Annotated in this window: 1 protein-coding gene; it reads right to left on the minus strand. The window is 39.2% G+C overall.

Annotation, left to right across the window (positions count from 1 at the left end; genetic code table 11):
* Position 1: 1 nt before the first annotated feature.
* On the minus strand, positions 2 to 720 hold a 719-nt coding region (locus tag MXE28_RS11460; RefSeq protein ID WP_247240193.1), incomplete at its 5' end, for an IS30 family transposase.

Genomic DNA, 720 nt, shown 5'->3' on the forward strand with positions numbered 1-720 from the left:
GCTAAATTGCAATATCAAATTGAACACTTTGTAAATCCACTAACTTCTTAACTTCTTCAACAAAGGCTTCTTGCGGCGTACGGTAATTTAGGATCTTACGAGGTAAGGAATTACACCAGTCGGTTGCCCGGCGAAGTGTTGTTTCGGATACGTCACGAATTGGTGTTCCTTTAGGAATAATGCGGCGTAATAAACCATTATGTCGTTCATTAGAGCCACGTTCCCATGCGGCATATGGATGAGCAAAAAAGATCTGTAAATTCTCTGTTTCAAGTTCAGTAATAGACGCAAATTCAAGGCCATTATCAGCTGTAATTGTCTTGCAGAGTTGCTGTAATGAAATATCGGTACTAAAGCCTAATAGCCAGTTGTGTAGCGTGTTTTTTATGTCAACTGCTTTAGCGGAAGGTGACCGTAACGTTACATAAATTCGTGTTTTACGTTCTAATAGAGAGATAATTACTTCATCATGCTTATCTTTAATGCCTCGAACGGTATCGAGTTCCCAATTTCCAAATTCCTCGCGAGTCAAAACAGATTCATCACGTAGTTCAATAGACTTACCTAGATTTTTCTTGTGCTTACGCGTAATAGCTTTACGCATTGAACGGCGTAGCACTAGCGGTAAATCCATTGGTTTAACGCAGAGAAGGTCTTCATGAAGGTAGTTATATAAAGTTTTAGTAGACACCATTTCATTACGTACAAACAAGCACTTAC

Source organism: Veillonella sp. KGMB01456, from assembly GCF_023051165.1.
Classification (GTDB): Bacteria; Bacillota; Negativicutes; order Veillonellales; family Veillonellaceae; genus Veillonella_A.